General features: G+C 33.1%; 13 protein-coding genes. All 13 read left to right on the forward strand.

The features are described 5' to 3' along the window. The first annotated feature begins 84 nt into the window (after positions 1–84). The gene (locus ACKI2W_RS01960; RefSeq protein WP_407378856.1) at positions 85–1116 is read left to right on the forward strand and encodes a glycosyltransferase domain-containing protein; all 1032 of its coding nucleotides are present in this window, start codon (positions 85–87) and stop codon (positions 1114–1116) included. Beyond that, positions 1117–2706, forward strand: a complete 1590-nt coding sequence (locus tag ACKI2W_RS01965; RefSeq protein WP_407378857.1) for a glycosyltransferase family 2 protein — start codon at positions 1117–1119, stop codon at positions 2704–2706. Beyond that, the gene (locus tag ACKI2W_RS01970; RefSeq protein ID WP_407378858.1) at positions 2696–4276 is read left to right on the forward strand and encodes a glycosyltransferase; all 1581 of its coding nucleotides are present in this window, start codon (positions 2696–2698) and stop codon (positions 4274–4276) included. The genes ACKI2W_RS01965 and ACKI2W_RS01970 overlap by 11 nt, the downstream gene beginning before the upstream one ends. Before the next feature lies 1 nt (position 4277). Further along, positions 4278–5327: a glycosyltransferase family 2 protein gene (locus tag ACKI2W_RS01975; protein ID WP_407378859.1), complete on the forward strand. Its 1050-nt coding sequence runs from the start codon at positions 4278–4280 to the stop codon at positions 5325–5327. Position 5328: 1 nt separating this feature from the next. Continuing rightward, positions 5329–6375, forward strand: a complete 1047-nt coding sequence (locus tag ACKI2W_RS01980) for a glycosyltransferase family 2 protein (protein WP_407378860.1) — start codon at positions 5329–5331, stop codon at positions 6373–6375. A gap of 4 nt (positions 6376–6379) precedes the next feature. Then, positions 6380–7465, forward strand: a complete 1086-nt coding sequence (locus tag ACKI2W_RS01985) for a CDP-glycerol glycerophosphotransferase family protein (RefSeq protein ID WP_407378861.1) — start codon at positions 6380–6382, stop codon at positions 7463–7465. After that, entirely contained in the window at positions 7458–8414 is a 957-nt protein-coding gene (locus ACKI2W_RS01990) for a glycosyltransferase family 2 protein (protein ID WP_407378862.1), read from the forward strand. Before ACKI2W_RS01985 ends, ACKI2W_RS01990 begins: the two co-directional genes overlap by 8 nt. Positions 8415–8419: 5 nt before the next feature. Then, the gene (locus ACKI2W_RS01995) at positions 8420–9376 is read left to right on the forward strand and encodes a glycosyltransferase family 2 protein (protein WP_407378863.1); all 957 of its coding nucleotides are present in this window, start codon (positions 8420–8422) and stop codon (positions 9374–9376) included. Positions 9377–9381: 5 nt separating this feature from the next. Continuing rightward, positions 9382–10239: a glycosyltransferase family 2 protein gene (locus ACKI2W_RS02000; protein ID WP_407378864.1), complete on the forward strand. Its 858-nt coding sequence runs from the start codon at positions 9382–9384 to the stop codon at positions 10237–10239. A gap of 51 nt (positions 10240–10290) precedes the next feature. After that, positions 10291–11694 (forward strand): undecaprenyl-phosphate glucose phosphotransferase, encoded by a 1404-nt coding sequence (locus ACKI2W_RS02005; protein ID WP_407378865.1) that lies wholly within the window; start codon positions 10291–10293, stop codon positions 11692–11694. 148 nt (positions 11695–11842) lie between these two features. Next, on the forward strand, positions 11843–14455 hold the full coding sequence (locus tag ACKI2W_RS02010) for an OB-fold nucleic acid binding domain-containing protein (protein ID WP_407378866.1): 2613 nt from the start codon (positions 11843–11845) through the stop codon (positions 14453–14455). Positions 14456–14476: 21 nt separating this feature from the next. After that, positions 14477–15412, forward strand: coding sequence for a DNA repair and recombination protein RadA (gene radA, locus ACKI2W_RS02015; RefSeq protein ID WP_407378867.1), 936 nt, complete (start codon positions 14477–14479; stop codon positions 15410–15412). Positions 15413–15472: 60 nt separating this feature from the next. Further along, entirely contained in the window at positions 15473–16378 is a 906-nt protein-coding gene (locus ACKI2W_RS02020) for an AEC family transporter (protein WP_407378868.1), read from the forward strand. The last annotated feature ends 328 nt before the right edge of the window (positions 16379–16706 follow it).

Below are 16706 nucleotides of genomic sequence, written 5' to 3' on the forward strand. Positions count from 1 at the left end.
CTATCCTATTTTTCTAATTTTTAGATATATTTAATTAATATCAAAAAGAGATTTACTAATATAAATTTTGTTTTGCTGATTTTTATGAATGAAAATGTAGATCCTTATGAAGTAATAAAAGCCAGATATGAATCTAATGTGGACAGTTTTATTTTAAGTGATTTATTTCAACCTACTCTGGAAGTGGATGAAAAGCTGATTGAAGATATTGAAGATAACGAAATCGTTATTTACACTGCTTTTACTGGAGATTATGATTCACTTAAAGAGCCTGAATTCATTGATGATAATTGCAGGTATGTCTGTTTCTGTCAAAATCCAGATTTAAAGTCAGATACATGGGAAATAATTCAAATGGAGGATTCAACATTAGATGATAACAGGATAGCAAAACAATATAAGGTATTTCCAAATAAGTATTTTCCGGACTATAAATATAGCTTTTGGCTTGACGGTTCCTTTAAGATTGTTGGAAGCATCAGAGAGTATGTCTCAAAATACATAAATTCTCCAATGTTGAATGTTGTCCATCCGGAGCGTGACTGTATTTTCGATGAGGCAAACAGCTCAATACAATTTCCAAGATATTCAAACTACACTATCTTAAAACAGGTTGATACTTATAAGAAAGAAGGAATGCCATATCATTATGGTTTACCTGTTTTAGGGGCTATTTTTAGACAGCATAATAATCCGACCATTGTCACTTTGATGGAACAGTGGTGGGAAGAGATAATTAATTTCACCAATCAGGATCAACTCAGTTTTACGTATCTGATGTGGAAAAATGATTTTCATCCGTCTGTAGCCTCAGAATATTATTGGATTAACGATTACTGGAAAAAAGAAGGTGAATATCACCATAATGTTGAAGTCGATGATTATATCACAAGCAGAAATTTAATCAAATCTCTTGAGGGCAATATTCAGGATACGAATACATTGACTAAGGAAGAGATTTCACTTTTATTTAATGATATTGACGCATTAAGGGATGAGGCTGAAGCTCTTAATCAAGTTAGAAATCATTGGGATAGGGAAATTGAAGGTATCAGAAACTCTACATCATGGAAATTAACTAGCAAACTTAGAAATTTAAGGAATAATGGTGATTAAATGGGAAAAAATATAGTTTCATTACTGACTCAATCTCATTTCGATTATAAATCCTCAGCCCGTTGCTTCAAGTTTTACGATGAAATAAAGCGTTCAGGATTATATGATGAGGATTTTTATTTAAAAACTTACGATGATGTTTCAGGAGACGGTTTGACTCATTATCTGGTGAAAGGCTTTAAGGAAGGAAAGTCACCAAGTTTGGAGTTTGACGATGATTTTTATTTAAAGGCTTATCCTGATGTCAAACAGGCTGGTATCAATCCATTGCTTCATTATATTGCCTATGGCGTTAATGAAGGCAAAGTTATCCAGAATTCCTATTCCATAAGAAGAAAGGACGAAATTTGTGAAAGCAATTTGCCGTTTTTATCCAATTATCATTTTGAAGATGAACCATTGGTTTCAATTATCATTCTTAATAGGGACGGCATCAATCATTTAAAAAGATTATTCAGGGATTTTGACAAGAAAACCAATTATTCTAATTATGAAATCATTGTTGTAGACAATGCGTCTTCAGATGAGTCAGTCGAATATCTTAAAAGCTTGGATTTACCTATAAGAATTATAGAAAACGATATTAATGTCAGCTTTTCTAAAGGAAACAATGATGCGGCCAAAATCGCCAATGGAGATTATTTGTTGTTGTTGAACAATGACATTGAACCTACTTACGGATGGCTAAATGAATTGGTGGGAAGCATTGTAAATAATGAAAATGTCGCATGTGTCGGCGCAAAACTTGTTTTCCCTTATTATTTCACTGAAAATCGTGAAAAATCATATTCAATTCAGCATAGCGGAGATATATTTGCAGAAAGAATGTATCCCTGCTGTTTATATGCCGTAAATAAATCCAATTCAAAATTGGACATTTTTGATTCCACATTGACTCAAAACAACTGTTGCATTGCGGTTACCGGTGCGGTAATGCTTGTTGATAAAGAGATTTATGATGATTTGGGCGGGCTATGTGAAGACTATAATTACGGACTTGAAGACGTTGATTTCTGCTTAAAGTTATATCAGAATGACTTTGACGTGATGTTCGCTGCAAATTCATTGCTTTTCCATCATGAATCAAGCACCAGGGTCAAGTCTGAAAGCTATTTTGAAAATGATAAGCATAACTATTCTACATTCTGGAATAAATGGGGTCAGTTCCTTTCAAGAAATTTACTTTTGGATAAGATTAACAATAAAGGATTTTTCACAGATAAAAAACTTAAAATCACGATTGTTGATGATAATTTCACTGAAAACCGGGAAATTATTTCTGAAATATCTAAAAAATTCAATGAACTTGGATTTTCCGTTGAACTGATTACCAACATGAAGAATTACTATATTGGCAATTCATCCGATATTTTACTTTCATTCACAGACAAATATGATGTTAATGAGTTAATTTCAAGAGCAGACATCGTTAAGGTTTTAGTAATTGATGAAAATACTGTAAACTCAGATTTCGATATTACCCTTTCATTTGATAAAAGTACTGACAGTGACATTTATATTGAAAATGATTTTGCATCTGAGTTTTTAGACAAGCTTGAAAAGATTTTAATTGATGGATATGAGTTTTAAAAATAAAGTTTTTGCTAAATTTCCAGCCAAATATATTTCCTATAAAGTCAATGATGAACGTAAGGCCAAGGAAATCATTGGGGGATATAAAGCTGTTCGCAAAAACAATCTGTTCGATGATGAATATTATCTGGAGAAGTATCCTAAGGTTAAAATTTCAAATATGGATCCTTTGCTACATTACATTTTTTTCGGATTTGATGAAGGAAAAAAGCCCAATGATGAATTTGATGGCATATTTTACAGAAATCACTATGACGATGTAGAGATTAACCCCCTGCTTCATTATGCATTATACGGAATTAATGAAAATAGGTTAATAAGGCCTGAAAAAGTCGATTTGTCTAAATACGGAGAATCTGGTAAAAACATTCTCTTTGTTCTTCATGAAAAGATTGGAACTGTCGGGGGAACCGGATTTTTAAATATGGATATTATTCAGAATTTGCCTGATGAGTATAATGCGTTTATTTTAACTTCTGACGGTGAAGATGTTGAGTTATGGCAGTTTAGAAATGGTTTGGAGAAAATTGCCAATTATTCTATTGCTTTTAATACGGATTTTTCGGTCATTGACAATGATGGCAATGTGATTTCCCAAAGAGGTTTCGATGAGATATTTTTCAATGAAGATTTGGCTATCGTTTACGATGAAATCCTTTCAAAATTAAACATAAGTCTGGTTCATATCAATCATTTAATTAATCATAGTTTTGATTTAATTGATGTTATCACAAAAAAATCAATTCCATTTTTACTTAGTCTACATGACTTCTATTATATATGTCCATCTATACATTTAGTTGATAAAAATTATCAATACTGTGGCTTTGAATGCGAAAATTGTGGCGGAATCTCTAGGGATGACACCTTATCCAATAATGATATTCTTGAAAAATGGCGTAAATTTTCTAAAGACTTATTGGACAAATCTTCTTACAATATAGCGCCTACTCAAAGCGTAATTGATTTATATAAAGAAATTTTTCCTGAAATTGATAATTTTAAGTTAATAGAACATGGCGTTAATGTCAATAAACATCCAGTCAATGCCCAATTGTCTTCAAAACCTATTAAAGTTTTAGTTCCGGGCCATGTATCTCCACACAAGGGGTCTCTGTTAATTAAGGAGATTAAAAAGTTAGATAAGGATAATCTATTGGAACTGCATCTTTTGGGAACAACAATTCCTAATCTGAATAAATATGGAATAAATCATGGAAGATATGAAAGAAAGGATTTCAATAAAATCGTTGATGAAATCAAACCCTCACTATCGCTGATTCTGTCGACCTGTCCAGAAACATATTCGTATACTTTAACGGAATCATGGATGGCTGGACTTCCTGTTATAGCTAGTGATTTGGGGGCTTTAAGAGAAAGAATTAATGAATCTAATGCCGGATGGCTGGTTGATTATAGAAATCCTGAGGATATCTATGAATTTTTAATAAATATTGAGCAAAAAGATTATCTGGACAAGGTATCAAATATTTCAAAGATTAAATTTAAAGATATAAATGAAATGTGTGATAATTACATCGATTTATATAATGATTTAACTGATTAAAATGTCAAATTACAAAATTACTGTTATTGTTTCCACTTATAATACTGGGGATTATCTAAACGAATTTTTAGATTCCATCAAGTCCCAAAGCATAGGCTTTGAAAACGTTGAAGTCATTTTTGCAGATGACAATTCGACTGATGAGTATACTTTAAAGCTATTGAAGGATTTGGATGATGCCTATGATAATGTAAAAGTAGTGTTTTCTGATAAAAATTCTGGATTTCCGGGAACCGGCAGAAACATTGGTCTAAACATGGCAAATGCTGATTATGTAATTTTTGCAGACCATGATGATACATATGCTCATGATGCCTTTGAAGTTATGTGCAGTAAGATAATCGGAAATGACATGTTAATTTCCAATTTCAATCAGGTTTACAGTGATAAAACAATACCTTTCAAATCAATTTATGGAGATGCTGGTGAAATCAGAGTTTCCAGCATATCTGAAGATGAAAATCTTTTGAGGGTTCCTGCGGCCATATGGACAAGATTATTCAGAAAAGACTTCCTCATAAACAATAACATTTCCTTTCTGGAAGGAATGCTGGCGGAGGATGTTTATGTTGCCACCTATTCATGTTTGAAGGCAGATGGCATAGTTTATCTTAACAATTTCTATTCATATAACTATAAAATAAGGGATAGTGAGCATGACAAGTCAACTATTCATGTAAGGAACCGCAAATACATAGAAGCTATTCTAAACGGTTATTACAAAATTGATGGAATGCTTGTTGAGTTAAATCATACTTCATATGGCGAATTGATTTTCAGAAGCCACCTCACTTCCTGGCTGTACACTATTGTATTATCAAAGCTAAGCGACAGCGATAAAAAAGAATTATTTATAAAGTCAAGAAATATATTTACTAAGTATTACAGTGAGGACCCTTACTTCAAAAAAAGATATAATAAGTTAGTTGAATTAATATTAAATCAGGAATTTGATGAAGCGGTTTTGGAATCCAACAGATTGGGAAAAATCCAGAAAAATATGAATGACAGAAGTTTGTTTTCAAGAATAAAGAATAAATTGGGAAGATAATATGGATAAATATAAAGTAAGCGTTGTTGTCCCGACATATAATTCAGGTTTATTTTTAAATGCCTTTTTTGATTCAATGATGTATCAAAGCATAGGTTTTGAAAATATTCAAGTGATTTTTGTCGATGATAATTCTGACGATGAATATACTTTATATCTGCTTGAACTGTTCGATAAAAATTTTTCAAATGTCAAATCAATATTTTTGGATGAAAATAACGGATTTCCGGGTAAGGGACGTAATATAGGTTTGGATTTGTCCGATGCGGAGTATGTCGTTTTCTCAGATCATGACGATACATATGTTCCAGAAGCTTTTGAAATCATGTATGATGCGGCTAAGGATAAGGATGTCGACATGCTCATTACTAACTATTATAAGATTTTCCCGTCTAAAAGGGTGGAAGTCACAACGGTATTCGATGGCGAAAATGCTCTGATTAACAATTTCACCGATGATGAGCGTTTTTTCACAATAGACCCGGCTATATGGTGCAAGCTTTTTAGAAAGGATTTCCTCATTGAAAATGACATCCATTTTCTGCAGGGAATGCTGGCTGAAGATTTATATGTGTATATTGTCTCTTTATTAAAATCAAAATGCACTTACTATCTGGACGATTTCTTTAGTTACAATTATAATATCCGTAATGTCGAGGGAGATAGATCAACCATTCACATCAGAAATAAGAAATACTTGGGCAAGATGGTAGAAGGATATTATGAATTGGATAAGTTTTTAGCCGATTCTGATTTGGCCGAATATTATTCCGATATCTTCAATATGCACTTCGTTTACTGGCTGACCAGTTTGGTTCTCAGTGATATTTCCGATGATGATAAGCGGGAACTGATTGAATATATCAATCCTCTTCTCAAGAAAAACGTAAAAACTGTTCCTGGATTCAATGAAAGGATTTATTCAAACTTGACTGAGCCTATTTTAGCAGATGATTATGCAGAAACCGTAAATATTATCAGTTCAATCAAAAGGTATCGCGGAATCCTGAATAGATTTACAGATGCTTTTAGAAAATCAGAGAGGTAGTTTAATGTATTTAAAGCACAAGATATTTGGAAAAATATTCAATGTTTTCGCTAAATTTCCAGTCAATAACAATTTGGTTTCATTTATCATAGATTCAAATGAATCTTTTAGCGGAAATCTGGAATACATTAAGGAAGAATTTGAAAAAAGGGAAAACTATGAATTTAATTTTTATTATAAGGATAAATTGTCATTTTCTTCCCTGAAAAAATTGGCTACTTCAAAATACGTATTTCTAAACGATAACTTTTTTCCAATTGCATTCATGAAATTCTCAAAGAAAACTTTGGTTATTCAATTATGGCATGCTCCTGGAGCCTTTAAAAAATTCGGAGGCAGTGTTGAAAACAGGGAAATGCTTAAGTTAATCTCAAATAACACCAATTTCCTGATTGTCACTTCCAAGCATATTGAAGATTATTATAGTGAAGCTTTCCAAATCGATAAGTCCAAGATTAAACCCTTAGGTCTTCCAAGAGCTGATTATTACTTTAAAAATCATGACATTCATAAGTTAAGAGAAAACTTCAATAAAAAATATGATTTGAATTCAGATAAAAAAATTATATTGTATGCACCTACTTTTAGGGAAAATAAGGAGTTTAATAATGTTTTCAATTATCTGAATCTGGAAAAGTTCAATGAACACCTCTCCGACGAGTATGTTTTGGCATTAAGGCTCCATCCGAAAATTAAAAAGTTTTACTCACAAGACATTTCTGTTGATGGAGATTATATAGATTGCAGTGACTATAAAAACGAACAGGAATTGCTGCTGATATCCGATATATTAATAACAGATTATTCATCCATAATGATTGAATTTGCAATGTTAAACAAGCCGATCATATTTTTTGCATATGATTTAGACAATTATCTGTCAAATGAACGTGGTTTCTATCTGGATTATAAAAATGATCTTCCGGGTCCCATCGTTTATAGCGGTGATGAATTAATCGATGTATTGCAGGAAGATATTGACACATCTAATCTTGATTCATTTCTAAAAACCCAATTTGACATGGTTGACGGTGATGCTTCTAAACGAATCGTTGATTTTACATTAAATGAAGGTGGAAAAAATGAATGATATTAAAATAAGCGTTATACTTCCGGTTTATAATGAACAGGAATATATTCAAGCCACCTTGGATTCGATTATCAATCAGAATTTCGATGATTATGAAGTCATTGTAATAGATGACGGTTCGACAGATGATTCATTAAGAATAATAAAAGAAACATTTGCCGATTCATCCATTTCCCATAAAATAATTCATCAGGAAAATTCCGGAGTTAGTGTTGCCAGAAATAGGGGAATTGAAGAAGCCTGCGGTGAATATATAGTATTCGTTGATGGAGATGATTATATATTGACTAATCATTTGTCTGAGCTTTATAATCCGGATTATGATTTCAGTTTGATTCAAATGATTAAAAATGAGGGTCAAAACGTATCCAGTCCTCATGTTTATGGCGTTGAAGAAATCAGTGCCAAGGATTTCATAAAGCTGGAACTTGAGATGAAAGTACCCTTTAATTTTGTCCAGTTGTCATATAAGCGGGATATCATTAAAAATCATGGCTTAAGATTTCGTGAAGACATAAGCTATGGTGAAGATTCTGATTTTGCTTTAAGGGCATTGATTTATGGCGATACCATTAAGATAAGCGATGAAATAACATATTATTATCTTCAGCATCAGGAATCATTAATAAACACTTCAAAACTTAAGCGATTTGATTTCATTCCTGTTTTAGAGGATTTGGGAGAATTTTTTAGAGAAAACTCTCATCCGGATTTGGTTGAGTTAATACGTAGCTCAAGAATTCCAAGGGCCATTTTCGGGAATATGAACTACTTTTTTTATAATGACTACGATTATGATGAAGTGATTGGCAAAATGAATGAGCTGGACTTATTCGATAAATTGTCTAATTTTAGAGGGGATAGGAAATTTGCCTTTAAAATTAAGTTATTTTTATTTAATCCGAAATTATATTATAAATTGTGGAAAAAATTTAAAAATTCGATTTAGATATTATGAAAGTTTCAGTAGTAACACCAAATTATAACGGGGCGAAATTCCTTAAGAAATATTTCGATTCACTTAACGCTGACAGCGAATGCATTGGTGAGGTAATAATAGTGGACAACGGATCCACTGATTCCAGTCTAAATTATATTGAAAACTCATCCTTTAATTTTCCGGTTGTTATCATCAAAAATGATGAAAACTTGGGATTTGCAAAGGCTGTCAATCAGGGAATTTTAAAGGCAAGACACGATTTTATTTTCTCTTTAAACAATGACACTGAGATTAAGGAAGGTTCCATAAAGCCTATGCTTGAGCTGATCAGTCAGGATGACGTTTTTTCAGTTCAGGCCAAAATGTTGAAGGCAGATAACAGGTCTCTTATAGACGATGCGGGAGACGAATACAATTTGCTTGCATGGACTAAAAAGACGGGTGAAAATCAGGATTCAGATAAATATAATAATGTTTGTGAGATTTTTTCAAGCTGTGCAGGTGCCGCATTGTATAAAAAATCCGTTTTGGATAAATTAGGGCTTTTTGATGAAAATTATTTTGCATACATGGAAGATGTTGATTTGGCTGTCCGTTCTCAAATAAACGGCTATAGGAATTTACTGTGCCCTGAAGCTATTGTATATCATATCGGAAGTGCAACAAGCGGCAGTAGATACAATGATTTCAAGGTAAAAATCGCTGCCAGAAATAATGTGTGGACAGTTTATAAGAATCTGCCGATTCCGCTTAAAATCATTAATTTTATCTTTTTGTTTTTTGGTTTCGCAATCAAATATGTTTTCTTTTTGAAAAAAGGATTTGGCTCAACTTATTTGAGAGGTATTAAAGAAGGATTATCATCAAAATCAAAGCTTCAAAAGGTTAGTTTCAAAAAATCAAACCTGAAAAATTATTTTAGATTAGAATACAAATTAATAGTCAATACATTAAATTTCTTAAGAAAGTGAGTTTTATGGATTTATCAATTGTCATCGTAAATTATGGAACGTTTGAATTAACAAAAAACACTGTTAATTCCATCTTGGCATATTCATACCCGTTCAATGTTGAAATTGTCGTTGTCGATAACGCTTCGGTCGATGACAGTCTTTTTAAACTCAAGGAATACTTCAAGGATAGGGTAAAATTCATATCCAGTCCAAAAAACAATGGTTTTGCTTCAGGAAATAACCTGGCTTTAAGGACAGTTGATTCAAAATATGTGCTGCTTTTAAATTCAGACACTATCCTTTGGGAAAACACGCTGGAGGATATTTATGGATTTATGGAAAACAATCCGGATGTTGGTGCATGCGGCTGTCAGGTATTGCTTGAGGATAATACTCTTGATAAAGCGTGCAGGAGAAGTTTTCCGAATGTCAAAAACTCATTTTTCAGGCTGTTCCATATTCCGACAAAAAGTAAGGATGACAATTACAATTTGGATAATCTGGATGATGACGGCATTTATGAGATCGACTGTCTGACCGGTGCATTTATCTTTACAAGAAAAGAGGTCCTGGATGAAGTCGGCTTACTGGATGAGACATTTTTCATGTATGGCGAAGACATTGACTTATGTTACAGGATAAAAAATGCCGGATGGAAAATCGTTTACTATGGAAAGGATAAAATAACTCATTTTAAGGGTGCCAGCAGTAAAAAACAAAGGCCTAAACTTATCTATGAATTTTATCGGGCAATGTACATTTATTATAAAAAACATCATTCCGGCGAGTCCAATTTCATAGTTAATTTTGTTGTCTATTTGGGAATTGCCCTTTTATGCATATTGAAGCTTTTTTTAAATATTTTTAAAAAGAAAAATTAAATATTATATGAAATTCATACCATTATATTAAGCTGATTTTGGGGTAAATGTATGATAAGAGAAAATCAAAGATGGTTTAATTTCATTATGGTTTTATTGGATATTGTAGTCGTTGCAGTATCTTTGTCCGTTTCCTGGTGGCTACGTTTTAAAACCACGATGTTCGGGCCTATTGGGGGACATCTTCCTCTCCAATATTATGCTTTATTTTTGATATTTGCAGTTATTCCTGTTTATCTAATATTATATTTCTCTTTTGGATTATATAAGCCTCGCAGAACCTATAAAACGATATTTTCTGAAGCCACTCAAATCATAAAAGTCAATATTGTGGCATTCGTTGTATTGGTTGCAATATTATTTATCTTAAACCAGCCGGATTTTTCCAGAATAATGCTGTTCCTTTTGGGAATTGTAGCAACAATATTCGGAATCATTGAAAGATTTGTAATTAGAAGTTTCCTGAAAAAAATCCGCAGCGACAATAGAAACATCAAACATATTCTGATTGTCGGAGATAATGATTTGGCATTCACTTTTGCACGTAAAATCAGAAATAATCCGTATTTGGGTTTTGACATCAGCGGATTTTTAGGCAGAAGCAATCGCGTAGGCATGGAAATTGAAGGAAGTAAAATCATAGGATCATTTTCCGATTTGGATTATGTTCTGGAAAATAATGACTATGACAGGGTTGTTCTTGCAATTCCGTTGAAATATTATTACAAGATAGATGAACTGGTGGAAAGCTGTGAACGTGTCGGTATCAAGGCGGAAATAATTCCGGATTATATCAGGTATTTCCCGGCTCAGCCTTCCGTTGACATGATTGAAGATATTCCGATTATCAATATACGTTATGTGCCTTTGGATGATTCATTCAACAAGGCTTTAAAGTATATTTCCGATTATATCATTGCCATAATAGCCATTATAATCACTTCTCCGATAATGATTATTACAGCTATTGCAATCAAGTTAACTTCCAAAGGACCAATAATTTTTAAGCAGGAAAGAATAGGTCACCACGGCAAACCGTTCTATATGTATAAATTCCGCAGTATGAGGGTTCAAAGCCCAAGCGATGAAAAATCCGAATGGACTACAAAGGACGATCCGAGAAAAACAAAGGTTGGTGAAATCATCAGAAGAACCAGTATTGATGAGCTGCCTCAATTTTTCAATGTACTTAAAGGGGAAATGAGTGTCGTCGGTCCAAGACCTGAAAGGCCATATTTTGTCGAAGAGTTCAGAAAGGAAATTCCTAAGTACATGGTCAAGCATCAGGTTAGGCCAGGTCTTACCGGTTGGGCTCAAATACATGGCTGCAGAGGAGATACTTCCATTAAAAAACGTATAGAATATGATATTGAGTACGTAGAAAACTGGCACATGGGTTTGGATTTAGGAATAATGATAAAAACTGTTGTAAAGAAAAATCCAAATGCATATTAATAACTGTCCCATTTTTATTCATTTAATCAAAATTTAAGCTATTTTAATCAATTTTTGAATCGCTGAATACTGTTCAAATGCTCTCCCACATCACTTATATTATAAGAAATTACATAATAATAATTAACTTTCTAATGAGGGGTTTGGTATGGAAAAAGAAATTTTAGAACAATACAATAAAGTCAAAGATATACTCTCTGAAGAAGAATTTTTAGCTGAAATGGATGAAATTCGTCCAAATTATGAAGATTTACCTTTTATGAATGAAGTTGATATAGCAAAGGATGTTGTAACCAACCATATTGGTGCAAGCGATATCTCATCAGCTAAAAGTTCTGCTGATGAAAATGAAGATTCTTCTTTTGAAGAAGTAGTAATGACCGATGAACTTTTAAAGAAATATGAGGAAGTCAAAGATTACCTTTCTCAGGATGAATTTTTAGCTAAGATGAACGAGCTGAAAAAAGAAAATGCAGAGGTTTCATTTATGAATGAGGAAACTTTTGCAGATCAAATCATCGGCCAATATGTTGAAAAAGATAATGAAATGATAACTGAAAGGGAAGAGTATTCCTCAGAAGGCATCGGATTGCTTGAAGATGGTGACAAGGATAAATCATTCACCGGTGTTGTAAAAATCATAAGTAATCCTAAATCTTTCACCACTAAAAAGAATAAGGCCGGAAAAGTATGTAATGTTGAAGTTGCAGATAACACAGGAAGCATTCGTGTAGTGTTATGGACCGAAAATATCAAGCATCTGAAAAATATTTCCGAAGGAGACATTGTCCATGTCGGTGGAGTGGATATTAAGGATGGCTTTTCAGGACTTGAAGCAACTATGAGGCCAAGATCAGTATTTGAAAAAATCGTCGATGCAGACCCTGCCGATTATCCTGAATACGTTGAAGAGATTACTCCAATTAAAGATGTTAAAGGTGACACCACAGTTAATGTTATCGCAAGAATAGTCAGAATACCTGCAATAAGATCATATAGTAAAAACGGCAAGGAAGGTAAAGTTGCTTCCTTGGAGCTTCAGGATGAATCCGGAACTATTTCTTACACTTTATGGAACAAAAACGTTGATTTAATCGAAAGTCTCGATTTAAATGATGGTGATACTGTTAAAATCCTTCAGGCTCAGGTAAGAGAAAGAAACGATGAAAAATCTTTGAGCCATTGGGATGGAAGAATAATAAAAGGAGACTTTGACGTTCCTGATTTTGTTCATGAATTCTCAAAAATCGATGAGTTGGATGATGGCGATTCAGATGTTGCAATCATCGGTGTTGTAACCAAAATTCAAGACATCAAGAAATTCAAAAGGAAATCTGACGGCAGTGATGGTCAATTAAGAAATTTCACCATTACTGATGATACTAACTCCATAAGGGTTACTTTATGGGGAGACAGTGCTGATTTAAATATTAATAAAGGAGATATTGTTAAATTAATCGGTGGAAATGTAGTTTACGATGAATATGCTGCAGAAGGCCATTCAATTAACACTAATTTCTCAACTCAGATAACTGTAAATCCTAAAAACTTATCTGAAGAGGATTCAATGATATTCACTTCTATTAAAGAATCATTACAGCCTATTCCAATAGAACAGGTTCTTTTAATAGACGATGAAAATGTTGACGTTGATGTAATGGGTAGAATAATGTCAATCGGTGATGTCAGAACATTCGAAAGACCAAGCGATGGCAGTGAAGGCCGTGTACGTTCAGCATCAGTTTCCGACGGTTCTGAAGTAATTCAAGTATCCCTGTGGGATGACAGAACAGAGCTTCCTATAAATGTCGGTGAAGCATATTTAATTGAAAACGCCAGATTAAGATTTACTATGGATTCAGTTAATTTAAATATCGGATCTTCATCCCGTATGATTAAATTATCAGAAGAAGAAGCTAAATTCTTGCCTTCATTCGAATCCCTTGAAAAGATGATTTATGAGTATCGTGAAATTTCAGACATTGATGAGTATGATGAGAACGTTTACATTGTAGGTAGGATTTATGAAATCTTTGATGCTCGTGAATTCGAAAGAGATGACGGCAGCAAATATTTATTAAGAAACATCGAGATAGCTGATAACTCTTTAGCTGCTAGAGTAACCCTATGGGGTGAAAATGCTAAAAGAGAATTTGATGAAGGAGAAGCTATCAAAATTCAAAATCCACGTGTAGACTATTACAATGATCAGTTAAGCTTAAATGTATCAGGAAATGCTGCAATAGTAAAACCTAGTGATGATGAATTGCTGAACTTACCTTCTCTTGAGGAACTTAAAGAATCAATTTATGTACAAAAGGATATTGAAGCTATTGAAGATGAAGACGTTAACGTACGCATCACAGGAACTCTTCATGACATTAATCCAGAACGTTTAGTTCTCAAAAAATGTCCTCATTGCGGAAATAACATCGGAGATGTTGAAGTCGATGAAGAGACCACATGCGCATTTTGTAATGAAGAATTTGACGAACCAAGAACTACACTTATGATTCCGGCTACTTTAGCTGACGATACTGGTGATATTGGTATCACATTCTTTGATAATCTTGTTGAAGATCTTCTTGAAATGTCTAAAGAGGAAATCATTGACATTACAGATGATGACCCTGGTGCTTTAGACGGAAAAATTGAAGATTTAGAAGATTTAACTGTTGAAGTAATTGCAAATGTTCGTTTTGACGAATATAATGAAACTAGAAGACTTAGCCCTAAAAAGATTTTACAAAAATATTTATAAATAAATTAAGGATGGATTATTATGGTGGAATTAGAAGATTTACCAAGCGTTGGTGAAAAAACAGCAGAAAAATTAAGAGATGCAGGTTTTGCAGATATGATGAGGTTAGCTACTGCTACTCCTAAAGAATTATCAGTTAAAGCAGAAATTGGTGAAGGTGTCGCTGAAAAAGTTATTGAAGCTGCACGTAAAGCTGAAGACATCGGTTTTGAAACAGCATTGGAAGTTGATGAAAGAAGAAAAGATGTAGGCCATATTTCTGTTGGAAGTAAAGGATTCAATGACTTGATTGCTGGAGGAATCGAAACTCAAGCTATTACTGAAGTATTCGGTGAATTCGGATCAGGTAAAAGTCAGATTTCACATGAATTGGCTGTAACAGTTCAATTGCCAGAAGAATTCGGCGGTCTTGATGGAGATTGTGTTTTTGTAGACACTGAAAACACTTTCCGTCCTGAAAGAATTAAACAAATCGCTAACGGTTTTGAATTAGATGTTGAAGACGTTTTACAAAGAATTCACGTTGCTCGTGCATTCAATTCCGCACATCAGATATTGATGGTTGATAAAATCAATGAATTAATTCAATCTGGAACTAATGTTAAATTGGTAATTGTTGACTCATTAATGGCTCATTTCAGAGCAGAATATGTTGGAAGGGAATCATTGGCCGTAAGGCAACAAAAATTAAACCAACATTTACATTCACTTCAACAAATTGCTAATACATATAATGTTGCAGTATTTATTACAAACCAGGTACAAGCTAAACCTGATTCATTCTTTGGAAGTCCTACAAAAGCAATCGGTGGTCACGTTTTAGGACACGCTTCCACTTACAGAATCTGGCTTAAAAAAGGACTTGCAGGTAAAAGAATTGCACGTTTAGTGGACAGCCCTCATTTACCTGAAGGTGAATGTGTATTCAAAATTACTAATGAAGGTATTGTTGACTAAATACCTTCCCTAAATTTCTTTTTCTTAAATTTTATATACCTTAATTAACTATCTATTATAATGAATGCTGTAGAAATAACTATTTTGTCAATTGTATTAATGATTGCTTTGGGTTATTTTCTTAAGCGTATCGATTTTTTAAGCATTAAGGATGTTGATTCTCTAAACAACATTGTTATTAACATTCTGTTGCCCTGCATGATTTTTTCTGCTCTATATTCAGCAGATTTATCGTTGATGTCATCTCTTGGAATCCTTCCATTTGTTATTTTGGCTTCATCTTTCATCACTGGAATCATTTCATATTTCATTTTAAAAAGATTTAATCTTTCAGATAAAGTACTATGGAGTGTTCTGGTAACAATAATGATTGCTAACACTGCATTTATGGGTTATCCTGTCAATATTGGTGTTTATGGTAGTGAAGGTTTTTTAAGAGCGATATTCTGTGATATTGCAACCAGCGTAATCTTTTTAATTTTGTCTTTTGTTTTGGTTTTGAAGTTTGGCGGATCTCCAAAGAAAGCCGTTAGGAAAATCGCTTTTTTCCCGCCGCTGTGGGCTATAATTTTAGGCCTGTTATTAAATATTCTTAACATTCCTATAGGTCCTGTTCTTGACAATACTGTTAATTATTTGGGTAATGGTACTATACCGTTGATTATGCTGTCTTTAGGTATTTCAATTGATTTAAGCGGTATCAAACGTTCCAAAAACATGATTATTTTCACTTCAATAATGAAATTAATATTGTTTCCGGCAATTGCATTTTTCATTGTATCTTTCCTGGGTCTTGTTGACTTGCAGTTCAAGGTTTCTATCATTGAAGCTGCCATGCCGTCAGGTATGCTGTCCTTGATATTGGCAATTACGTATAAGTTGGATTATGAATTGACATCAGATTGCATACTTATAAACACTGTTATTTCACTGATTACACTGCCGGTCATTTTGATGCTATTGTAGGCCAAAATTTGCTAAAATTTAAATAATTTAAATTTTTGTTTTCCTAAAATTTATTGATTAGAATTTATCTTAGTATAAATAATGCTTTTAAATCCTTCATTTTTAAATTAAAGCTGTTTTTAGAAATATTTTATCTCATCATATATATACTTTACTCCAATATTTTATCAGAAACCTTTATTAATGTGTTCATACTACATATTTAATATCTAACTCTATGTTAGATAATTTCGCACACTTGTACAAGGTGAAAATTATGGCAGAAGAAATAAGAGATAATAATGAAGAATTAAGGATAGGTGTTTACGTCTGTCACTGTGGTGTTAAC

It is taken from the genome of Methanobrevibacter sp. (genome assembly GCF_045603845.1).
In the GTDB taxonomy this organism is placed as follows: Archaea; Methanobacteriota; Methanobacteria; order Methanobacteriales; family Methanobacteriaceae; genus Methanocatella.

Coding starts and splice junctions, on each gene's coding strand:
- radA (WP_407378867.1), top strand. CDS start 14,477: ATGGTGGAATTAGAAGATTTACCAAGCGTTGGTGAAAAAACAGCAGAA.
- ACKI2W_RS01990 (WP_407378862.1), top strand. CDS start 7,458: ATGAATGATATTAAAATAAGCGTTATACTTCCGGTTTATAATGAACAG.
- ACKI2W_RS01995 (WP_407378863.1), top strand. CDS start 8,420: ATGAAAGTTTCAGTAGTAACACCAAATTATAACGGGGCGAAATTCCTT.
- ACKI2W_RS02000 (WP_407378864.1), top strand. CDS start 9,382: ATGGATTTATCAATTGTCATCGTAAATTATGGAACGTTTGAATTAACA.
- ACKI2W_RS02020 (WP_407378868.1), top strand. CDS start 15,473: ATGAATGCTGTAGAAATAACTATTTTGTCAATTGTATTAATGATTGCT.
- ACKI2W_RS01965 (WP_407378857.1), top strand. CDS start 1,117: ATGGGAAAAAATATAGTTTCATTACTGACTCAATCTCATTTCGATTAT.
- ACKI2W_RS01975 (WP_407378859.1), top strand. CDS start 4,278: ATGTCAAATTACAAAATTACTGTTATTGTTTCCACTTATAATACTGGG.
- ACKI2W_RS01980 (WP_407378860.1), top strand. CDS start 5,329: ATGGATAAATATAAAGTAAGCGTTGTTGTCCCGACATATAATTCAGGT.
- ACKI2W_RS01970 (WP_407378858.1), top strand. CDS start 2,696: ATGAGTTTTAAAAATAAAGTTTTTGCTAAATTTCCAGCCAAATATATT.
- ACKI2W_RS02010 (WP_407378866.1), top strand. CDS start 11,843: ATGGAAAAAGAAATTTTAGAACAATACAATAAAGTCAAAGATATACTC.
- ACKI2W_RS02005 (WP_407378865.1), top strand. CDS start 10,291: ATGATAAGAGAAAATCAAAGATGGTTTAATTTCATTATGGTTTTATTG.
- ACKI2W_RS01985 (WP_407378861.1), top strand. CDS start 6,380: ATGTATTTAAAGCACAAGATATTTGGAAAAATATTCAATGTTTTCGCT.
- ACKI2W_RS01960 (WP_407378856.1), top strand. CDS start 85: ATGAATGAAAATGTAGATCCTTATGAAGTAATAAAAGCCAGATATGAA.